Source organism: Sinomonas sp., from assembly GCF_051955515.1.
Lineage (GTDB): Bacteria > Actinomycetota > Actinomycetes > Actinomycetales > Micrococcaceae > Sinomonas.
The window spans coordinates 21,804-29,796 of the sequence record NZ_JBQCGQ010000287.1 but is presented as its reverse complement, the minus strand read 5'-3'; the positions used below and the strand labels follow the sequence as shown (position 1 = coordinate 29,796).

The following is a 7,993-nucleotide window of genomic DNA, read 5'->3' as shown; positions in this document are numbered from 1 at the left end:
TCCGCGCCTGAAGCACCCGGCCGCTCGCCGACGTCGGGCCGTGGGCCGCCGAGGTCGGGCCGTGCGCCGCCGAGGTCGGGCTTTGCGGTCATATACAACCATGGGTGGCGGATTCCTTGAAAAAAGTCGCCACCCGTCGTCGCGCGCTTGGAAGACCCGATTTCGGCGGTGGGGGACCCGACTTCGGCGCCGCCAGACCCGACTTCGGCGGTGAAGATGACGTTGTGACGCCGAACGTCACGAGCCTGCCTCAGCGTGTGCCAGAATGTCATTGGCCGTGGTTCTCCGTCCCCGGACGGGAAGCTCATTGGCCACCACGAATGAACGTGCTCCGGGGTCGGTGAAAGTCCGAACCGGCGGTAACAGTCCGCGACCCGGCGGTCCAGCTCGATGTGAACTGGATTTCCGGTTGAACCGGTGGAATTCCGGTACCGACAGTCAAAGTCTGGATGGGAGAAGCACGTGCAGTCAGCGGTGCACCGTCAGCGGTGTGCCGCCTCTGTCGCAACCCCGGAGCCGCTGCGGTCCGGAAAGGAAGGTTGCGATGGACTTTCAGCAGTGGCTCTGCTCAAGCCGTAATTCCCGCACGCCCCTCGTGGCGGTCCGCGGATGAGCGCTCCCGCGGGCTCGCATGGAGCCCCGTCATGGTCCCAAGGCGACGCGTCGTTGATGCGCGTCGCGCTCCAACTCGCGACGCAGGGCGTCCGAGGAGCGAACCCGCTCGTCGGAGCGGTCGCGGTCGATCCCCACGGCACGATTCTCGCCACTGGCTTTCACCGGGGTGCCGGTACCGCCCACGCTGAGGCGGACGCGATCGCAAATGCGGCACGGGACGGCGTGGACCTCGTTGGGGCAACGATGTACGTCACGCTTGAACCGTGCAATCACGTGGGCAGAACGGGACCGTGCGCACAGGCGCTCATCGAGGCGGGCATCTCTCGGGTTGTGTATGCCGCCGATGACCCGCACGACATCGCGTCCGGGGGAGCCCGCACACTGCGGGCGGCAGGTGTCAGGGTCGAACCTGGCATCCTCGCGGATGACGCCGAGGCCCTCAACGAACGTTGGTTCGCAGCGGTCAGGTCCCGACGTCCCTTTGTGACGCTCCACATGGCCCAGACACTCGACGCCCGCATCGCGGCAGAGGATGGCACGAGCCAATGGATCACTTGCCCCGAGTCGCTCGCGGATAACCACGCGCTTCGCGCCCGCATCGACGCGATCCTCGTGGGCAGCCAGACTGTCGCGATCGACGATCCGCGGCTCACCGCTCGGTCCTCGGAGGGAACCCTTCACGAGCATCAGCCCCTGCGCGCCGTGATGGGGCTCCGCGACGTGCCAGAAGGCGCGGCCGTCCGAGGCGACGACGGCCGGTTCCGCCACCTGCGAACCCAGGACCCGGCAGAGGCGCTCGCGGCGCTGTTCGACCTCGGCGCGCGGCACGTCATGGTCGAGGGAGGCTCACGCATCATTGCTGCGTTCCTCGCAGCGGGACTCGTGGATGAGCTCATCGTCTACCAGGCACCCCTGATCCTCGGCTCCGGCAAGAGCACCATCGCGGACCTCGGCATCCGGACACTCGCCGACGCCCAGCGGTGGGACTGGGACGAGAGCGGCGGGGGCGCGGTGCGCCGCCTCGGAGACGATCTTCGCCTCCACCTCCAACCCGTCGTCACCCCAGCGAAACCCGTCACCCCCGACCACATCCATCCCCTCGCGGAAGGACACCACTGATGTTCACAGGGATCATCGCCGAGCGCGGCACCGTCGTCGCGGTCGATTCAACCGGAAACAGCGCCGTCATCACGCTGTCCGCCCCAACGCTCGCCGCGGATCTCCCGCTCGGCGGGTCGATCGCCGTCGACGGCTGCTGCCTCACGGCGACCAGCAACGATGGGCACACTTTCACCGTGGACGTCATGGGGGAGTCCCTCGCGCGCACCACGATCGGCGGCCTCCAAGGCGGAGACACCGTGAACCTGGAGCGCTGCGTCCCCGCGGGCGGCCGCCTCGACGGGCATGTGGTGCAGGGCCACGTCGACGGGGTGGGGGTCCTCGCCGAACGTGAACCGCTGGAGAATTGGCACAGGCTCCGGTTCTCTGTGCCCGGGAACCTTGCTCCCTATATCGCTGAGAAGGGATCAATAGCGGTCGACGGCGTCTCCCTCACCGTGACCGCCGTGAGCGCCCCGGAGGAGGCTGGCCAGTGGTTCGAGGTCGGGCTGATCCCGGCAACCCTCTCGGAGACTGGGCTCGGAAGCAAGCCGATTGGAGCGGCGGTCAATCTAGAAGTGGACGTGATGGCCAAGTACGCCGCACGTCTGATGGCCTTTCAGGGGGTGACGGCATGAGCGCACAAGCGCAGGCGATCCGGCTCGAGCCGGTTCAGGCGGCCGTCGACGCCCTCCGCGCCGGCAGGGCCGTCGTCGTCGTCGACGACGAGAACCGTGAGAACGAAGGCGACATCATCTTCGCCGCGCAGTTCTCCACCCCGGCGCTGATGGGCTGGACGATCAGGCACACGTCCGGGGTGGTCTGCGTTCCGCTCGCCGGCGAGATCGCGGACCGTCTGCTCCTGCCGCCGATGGTCGTGGACAACCAGGACGCGAAGGGGACCGCCTACACCGTCTCGTGCGATCTGCGGGTGGGCATCTCGACAGGGATCAGCGCCGCGGACCGCTCCAAGACTGTGGTCGCGCTGGCAGACGCCAGCTCGACGGCCGCGGACTTCTCCCGCCCGGGGCATATATTCCCGCTGCGCGCGGTTGAGGGTGGTGTGCTGGCCCGCCAGGGCCACACCGAGGCGGCCGTCGACCTGTGCCGTCTGGCAGGCTTGGCTCCAGTAGGAGTGATTGCAGAAGTGGTCCACGACGACGGAGACATGATGAGGCTTCCCGCCCTTCGGGAGTTCGCTGACGAGCACGGATGTCCCCTCATCTCGATCGAGGACCTGGCACAGTTCGTGGCGTCCCGCTCGGGCGCCGGGGAGGAATGATATGACCACCAGTACCGCCCCCTCCAACGGCGCCAGACCGCACAGACACCCTGTGTCTGCGGGTCCCATCGTCAAGCTCCCGACGGCGTTCGGCGAATTCGTGGCGCAGGCGTGGGTGGACGAGGAGACCGGTTCCGAGCACCTTGCCGTGAGCGCGCCGCAGCCTCCTGCTGACGGCGTGGCACCGCTGGTGCGCCTCCATTCCGAGTGCCTCACGGGTGACGTCTTCGGCTCGTATCGCTGCGACTGCGGCGAGCAGCTCGCGTACGCGCTCGGCCGCATCCGCGAGGAAGGCGGCACGCTCCTCTACCTGAGGGGCCACGAGGGCCGCGGAATCGGCTTGGCCAACAAGATCAAGGCGTATGCCCTCCAGGAGGCGGGCTTCGACACGGTCGAGGCGAACGAGCAGCTCGGGCTTCCGGTGGACGCCCGCTCGTACCACGCTGCCGCCCAGATCCTCGCGGAGATGGGCCTGACCCGCATCCGCCTGCTGAGCAACAATCCAGACAAGCAGAATCGGCTCGCGCAGGCGGGCGTCCACGTCGTCGAGATGGTCCGGACCGAAGTGCCCTCGCGCGCCGAGAACATCCGCTACCTGCAGACCAAGAAGGAGCGGATGGCCCACCTCCTCACGCTCGACGTCCAAGCGGCCCTCCCGACCGTCCGGCACTCGGACAACGACTGACCCGAGCCCCTCAGGGTTCGGCGATCCCGCAAGACGGCACAGGCAATCACAAGACGCAACCACAGAGACAAGGACCAGATCGACTCGTGAGCGGACACGGCGCACCTACCCTTTCCCTCGATGACCCCCAGCTCGCCGAGCTGCGGCTCGCCATCGTCGCCGCCAGCTGGCACACCCAGATCATGGACGGGCTGCTCGATGGAGCCCTCCGCGCGGCGAAGGATGCGGGCATCGACGCCCCGACCGTAGTGCGCGTTCCGGGCAGCTTCGAACTGCCGGTGGTGGCCGAGCGCCTCGCCACGACGCACGACGCCGTCGTTGCCCTCGGCGTGGTCATCCGCGGGGGCACCCCCCACTTCGACTACGTGTGCCAGGCCGCGACGGTGGGGCTCACCGAAGTCAGCGTCCGCACGGGCGTCCCGGTGGGCTTTGGTGTGCTCACCTGCGACAACGAGCAGCAGGGCCTTGACCGTGCGGGCCTCCCGGGATCGAGCGAGGACAAGGGGCATGAAGCAACGACGGCGGCTCTCCTCACCGCATCGACGCTCCGCGGCCTGTGACAGGTCACACGCCTTCTCGACGTCCGGAAGGGGCTTCAGGCTCCAGTAGTCTTGACTCCGTGAAGGATTTCGAGTCGCTGTTCGTCGAGCTCAGCGAGAAGGCCGAGAGTCGTCCGCAGGGCTCGCGTACCGTCGCCGAGCTGGACTCGGGAGTCCATGGCATCGGGAAGAAGATCGTGGAAGAGGCCGCCGAGGTCTGGATGGCCGCAGAGTACGAATCGGATTCCGCCGCCGCCGAGGAGATCTCCCAGCTCCTCTACCACGTCCAGGTGCTGATGATCGCGAAGGGGCTCACGCTCAAGGACGTGTACACGCATCTCTAGCCGCGGCGCCTGCGCTCGTTCACCCGTGAACCTGCGCGCCCCGCGGCGAGAAGCCGTCCTCCACCCTTCGAGACCAGAAAGACCACCATGCTCCGTGTAGCCGTCCCGAACAAGGGATCCCTTTCCGAGGCCGCCTCGTCCATGCTCTCCGAGGCGGGGTACCGCCAGCGCCGCGAGGGCCGCGAGCTTGTCATGCTCGACCCGGAGAACGACGTCGAGTTCTTCTTCCTCCGCCCCCGGGACATCGCCGTGTACGTGGGGCAGGGAACGCTTGATGTCGGCATCACCGGCCGCGATCTGCTCATCGATGCGGAGGTCGAGGCGGAGGAGCTCCTCCCCCTGGGCTTTGCTTCGTCGACGTTCCGCTTCGCCGGACCGGCGGGGGAGTTCGCCTCGGTCGCAGAGCTCGACGGCCGGCGTGTCGCGACCAGCTACGACGGGCTGCTGCGGACCTACCTCGCCGACCAGGGCGTGAAGCCTGCTCGGATCGTGCGCCTCGACGGGGCCGTCGAATCCTCGGTCCGCCTCGGGGTTGCGGACGCGATCGCGGACGTCGTCGAGACCGGCAACACCCTGAAGGCCGCCGGGATGGAGGTTTTCGGAGAGCCGATCCTGCAGTCCGAGGCAGTCCTCATCGGCCGGAAGGGACATGAGCTCGCCGCGATCGAGGTTCTCATCAGGCGCCTCACCGGTGTGCTCGTTGCCCGCAGGTACGTCCTCATGGACTACGACGTCCGCAAGGAGCTCGTCGAGCAGGCATCTGCGCTGACCCCAGGTCTCGAGTCGCCGACTGTGTCGCCGCTCCGCGATTCTGACTGGGTAGCCGTGCGCTCGATGGTCCCCAAGAAGGACACGAACCGCGTCATGGACGAGCTGTACAGCCTCGGCGCCCGCGCCATCCTCGTGAGCAGCATCCACGCGTGCCGGATCTAGCACGCAAGTCTGAGCGGGAGGGGTCAGCCATGGGCGTTGCAGTCCGCGTCATCCCATGCCTCGATGTCGATGCGGGACGCGTTGTCAAGGGCGTCAACTTCAAGGGCCTGCGCGACGCGGGGGACCCTGTGGAGCTGGCGCACCGGTACGACAAAGCCGGAGCGGACGAGCTCACGTTCCTCGATGTGACGGCGTCCTCCTCGGAACGGGAGACGACGTTCGACGTCGTGCGCCGCACAGCGGAGGAAGTCTTCATTCCTCTCACCGTGGGCGGCGGCGTCCGCGGCGTCGCCGAAGTGGACAGGCTTCTTCGCGAGGGCGCAGACAAGGCGTCGATCAACACGGCGGCCATCGCGCGTCCCGATGTCATCGACGAGATCACGCGTCACTTCGGGTCGCAGGTGCTGGTCCTCTCGGTTGATGCGCGCCGGGTGCAAGGCGATACGAGGACGGCCTCCGGCTTCGAGGTCACTACGCACGGCGGTCGGCGCGGAACCGGTATCGACGCGGTGGCTTGGGCCAAGGAGGCTGCCGATCGCGGGGTGGGGGAGATCCTGCTCAACTCGATCGACGCGGACGGCACCAAGGAAGGGTTCGATCTTGAGCTGATCCGCCTCATCCGGGCGGCCGTCACGGTTCCGCTCATCGCCTCCGGAGGGGCCGGTTCCCCCGACCACTTCCCGCCCGCAATCGAGGCCGGCGCGGACGCGGTGCTCGCGGCCTCCGTCTTCCACTTTGGTCCCGTTGACATGATTGCGAAAGTCAAGTCAGCCATTCGGGCGGCTGGATTCGACGTCCGGTGAGGCCGGCGGGGTGAGCCCGGCTGGAGCCGGGTAATCGCGACTAGGCCCGGGGAACGGGACCGGACTGCGACCACCGATCCCCCAAGAACGACGGCAGCTCTTTGCCCTCCGCGACCGTATAGATCGTCTCGGCTCCTTCGAGGAATGCCTCCTCGGCCAGGGCTGCGAGAAGCGCCGGGCCGAAGTCCTCGGGGGTGAAACCCGGCTCGAATTCGAAGCGGCCGACGACGGCGAGACCCTCCCCGAACGCGATCCTCGCCTTCCCAGCGGGGCGCCCGAATTGGGTCACCTCGACCACATCGAAGTCGCCCATGGGTGCCCCCACGACACTGCCGCCCTCGGGCAGCTTGGCGGTCTGGTCGACATCGGACGTGGGGATCGCGAAGACCGTGGCCTCGCCATCGGCAGCGGATTCTTCGCCATTCACGGCAAGCCACAGCGGAACGACGGACTTCCAGACTTCTTCGAAGGCGGGCATGACCCCATCCTGCCACGGTCGAAGGGATCGCGAGGCTGCGCCTCAGGGGCCGACGTCCGCCGTCGTGAGGAGGGCGACGGCGTCGGGCTGGCCTTCGAAGGTCACGAGCGCGTGCGACCCCCGGCCGGTGGCGTGCAGCAGAAGCTCGCCGGGCTCTCCGACAATCGCGACGGACACCGGCGCCCGCTTGGCGACGTGCCTGGGCCCGTGGGGGCTCACGAGGACGATGCCAAGGTCTACCCCTCGGTAGAGGATCGCGGCCTGACGCACGAGGTGCTCCCACAGTGCGTCCGCGTACGCTTCGTCGAGGGCGCGGGGAGCCCAACGCTCGGTGGCCCGTCGGACGTCCTCCGTGTGCACGAAGAACTCCGCGAGATTGGCGGCTTCGTCGAGCCGCGGGATGCGCAGCGGCGATGCCTTGGGGGGACCCGCCCGGAACGACGCGACAAGCTGCGCGTATTTCTGCGTCGTCGCATGCTCGGCAGCGAGGCGCGAGGCGGCGGCGTCCGAGACGCCTCGGAGGCCTCGCACGATCAGGCCGAATCCCACCCGGGCGCTTCGTTCCCGCAGATACAGGTGTGCGGCGAGCTCTTTGGTGCTCCACCCTTCGCAGAGGGTGGGCGCGGCGGGACCGGCCGCGAGCAGGGTCTCGGCCAGAACTTCCCGGGAGGGCGGAACGAAGTGCATCACAAGCGAAACTAGCATGCGAGCGGGCGCCCGCGCGCGGGCGAAATGTACATCCCAACCCCACTAGACTTGTGGGGATGCCTGAACAGAATGACCCCTCCCTCCGTGACGCTGACGGCGTGCCCGTGAGCCTTCCAGCGGACGTCGCCGACCGACTCAAGCGCGACGGCGCTGGGCTGGTTGCCGCCGTCGTCCAGCAGTTCGACAGCCGCGAAGTGCTCATGGTGGGGTGGATGGACGACGAGGCCCTCCGACGGACGCTGACCTCGGGGCGCGTGACGTTCTGGTCACGGTCCCGACAGGAGTACTGGCGCAAAGGCGACACGTCGGGGCACGTCCAGTGGGTCAAGGCAGTGTCGCTCGACTGCGACGGCGATGCCCTCCTCGTCCAGGTGGATCAGGTGGGCGCGGCCTGCCACACCGGCACTCGGACCTGCTTCGACGGCCGGGAGCTCCCCGCCGTCGTCGGAACGGCCTGATCCGCGCCAGCTCCAGCCCCCATCCACCGCCCGCCCCAGAAAGGCATCCC

At 68.0% G+C, this 7,993-nt stretch carries 11 protein-coding genes and 1 riboswitch; of the genes, 9 read left to right on the top strand and 2 right to left on the bottom strand.

From position 1 onward, the window contains the following. Positions 1-323: 323 nt before the first annotated feature. A riboswitch (FMN riboswitch) is annotated at positions 324-465 on the top strand. Between the two features lie 204 nt (positions 466-669). The 8 genes from ribD to hisF all read left to right on the top strand — a co-directional run bounded on the left by ribD (position 670) and on the right by hisF (position 6,299). Beyond that, positions 670-1,734 (top strand): bifunctional diaminohydroxyphosphoribosylaminopyrimidine deaminase/5-amino-6-(5-phosphoribosylamino)uracil reductase RibD, encoded by a 1,065-nt coding sequence (ribD, locus tag ACTHL9_RS17065; RefSeq protein WP_440520471.1) that lies wholly within the window; start codon positions 670-672, stop codon positions 1,732-1,734. Further along, positions 1,734-2,351, top strand: a complete 618-nt coding sequence (locus ACTHL9_RS17060) for a riboflavin synthase (RefSeq protein ID WP_440520470.1) — start codon at positions 1,734-1,736, stop codon at positions 2,349-2,351. Before ribD ends, ACTHL9_RS17060 begins: the two co-directional genes overlap by 1 nt. After that, positions 2,348-2,995, top strand: a complete 648-nt coding sequence (gene ribB, locus ACTHL9_RS17055) for a 3,4-dihydroxy-2-butanone-4-phosphate synthase (RefSeq protein ID WP_440520469.1) — start codon at positions 2,348-2,350, stop codon at positions 2,993-2,995. The genes ACTHL9_RS17060 and ribB overlap by 4 nt, the downstream gene beginning before the upstream one ends. Before the next feature lies 1 nt (position 2,996). Continuing rightward, positions 2,997-3,680: a GTP cyclohydrolase II gene (gene ribA / locus ACTHL9_RS17050; protein WP_440520468.1), complete on the top strand. Its 684-nt coding sequence runs from the start codon at positions 2,997-2,999 to the stop codon at positions 3,678-3,680. Between the two features lie 86 nt (positions 3,681-3,766). Further along, a complete protein-coding gene (gene ribH, locus ACTHL9_RS17045; RefSeq protein ID WP_440520467.1) occupies positions 3,767-4,240 on the top strand; it encodes a 6,7-dimethyl-8-ribityllumazine synthase in 474 nt (157 codons plus the stop codon). A gap of 59 nt (positions 4,241-4,299) precedes the next feature. Further along, positions 4,300-4,563, top strand: coding sequence for a phosphoribosyl-ATP diphosphatase (locus tag ACTHL9_RS17040; RefSeq protein WP_440520466.1), 264 nt, complete (start codon positions 4,300-4,302; stop codon positions 4,561-4,563). Positions 4,564-4,650: 87 nt separating this feature from the next. Further along, complete coding sequence (gene hisG / locus ACTHL9_RS17035) at positions 4,651-5,496, top strand: ATP phosphoribosyltransferase (RefSeq protein ID WP_440520465.1); 846 nt, start codon at positions 4,651-4,653, stop codon at positions 5,494-5,496. Positions 5,497-5,525: 29 nt separating this feature from the next. Continuing rightward, positions 5,526-6,299, top strand: a complete 774-nt coding sequence (gene hisF / locus ACTHL9_RS17030; RefSeq protein WP_440520464.1) for an imidazole glycerol phosphate synthase subunit HisF — start codon at positions 5,526-5,528, stop codon at positions 6,297-6,299. Positions 6,300-6,339: 40 nt separating this feature from the next. Here hisF and ACTHL9_RS17025 read toward each other — a convergent pair whose 3' ends face one another. Both ACTHL9_RS17025 and ACTHL9_RS17020 read right to left on the bottom strand, forming a co-directional pair. Then, entirely contained in the window at positions 6,340-6,777 is a 438-nt protein-coding gene (locus ACTHL9_RS17025) for a hypothetical protein (RefSeq protein WP_440520463.1), read from the bottom strand. Positions 6,778-6,819: 42 nt separating this feature from the next. Further along, positions 6,820-7,464 (bottom strand): TIGR03085 family metal-binding protein, encoded by a 645-nt coding sequence (locus tag ACTHL9_RS17020; RefSeq protein ID WP_440520462.1) that lies wholly within the window; start codon positions 7,462-7,464, stop codon positions 6,820-6,822. Between the two features lie 77 nt (positions 7,465-7,541). Here ACTHL9_RS17020 and hisI point away from each other — a divergent pair, with 77 nt between their 5' ends. Next, positions 7,542-7,943, top strand: a complete 402-nt coding sequence (gene hisI, locus ACTHL9_RS17015) for a phosphoribosyl-AMP cyclohydrolase (RefSeq protein WP_440520461.1) — start codon at positions 7,542-7,544, stop codon at positions 7,941-7,943. Positions 7,944-7,993: the final 50 nt, after the last annotated feature.

What these genes read in the sequence shown, in the direction of transcription:
- ribD (WP_440520471.1), top strand. Translation starts at nt 670, where the DNA reads ATGCGCGTCGCGCTCCAACTCGCGACGCAGGGCGTCCGAGGAGCGAAC.
- ACTHL9_RS17060 (WP_440520470.1), top strand. Translation starts at nt 1,734, where the DNA reads ATGTTCACAGGGATCATCGCCGAGCGCGGCACCGTCGTCGCGGTCGAT.
- ribB (WP_440520469.1), top strand. Translation starts at nt 2,348, where the DNA reads ATGAGCGCACAAGCGCAGGCGATCCGGCTCGAGCCGGTTCAGGCGGCC.
- ribA (WP_440520468.1), top strand. Translation starts at nt 2,997, where the DNA reads ATGACCACCAGTACCGCCCCCTCCAACGGCGCCAGACCGCACAGACAC.
- hisG (WP_440520465.1), top strand. Translation starts at nt 4,651, where the DNA reads ATGCTCCGTGTAGCCGTCCCGAACAAGGGATCCCTTTCCGAGGCCGCC.
- hisF (WP_440520464.1), top strand. Translation starts at nt 5,526, where the DNA reads ATGGGCGTTGCAGTCCGCGTCATCCCATGCCTCGATGTCGATGCGGGA.
- ACTHL9_RS17025 (WP_440520463.1), bottom strand. Translation starts at nt 6,777, where the DNA reads ATGCCCGCCTTCGAAGAAGTCTGGAAGTCCGTCGTTCCGCTGTGGCTT.
- ACTHL9_RS17020 (WP_440520462.1), bottom strand. Translation starts at nt 7,464, where the DNA reads ATGCACTTCGTTCCGCCCTCCCGGGAAGTTCTGGCCGAGACCCTGCTC.
- hisI (WP_440520461.1), top strand. Translation starts at nt 7,542, where the DNA reads ATGCCTGAACAGAATGACCCCTCCCTCCGTGACGCTGACGGCGTGCCC.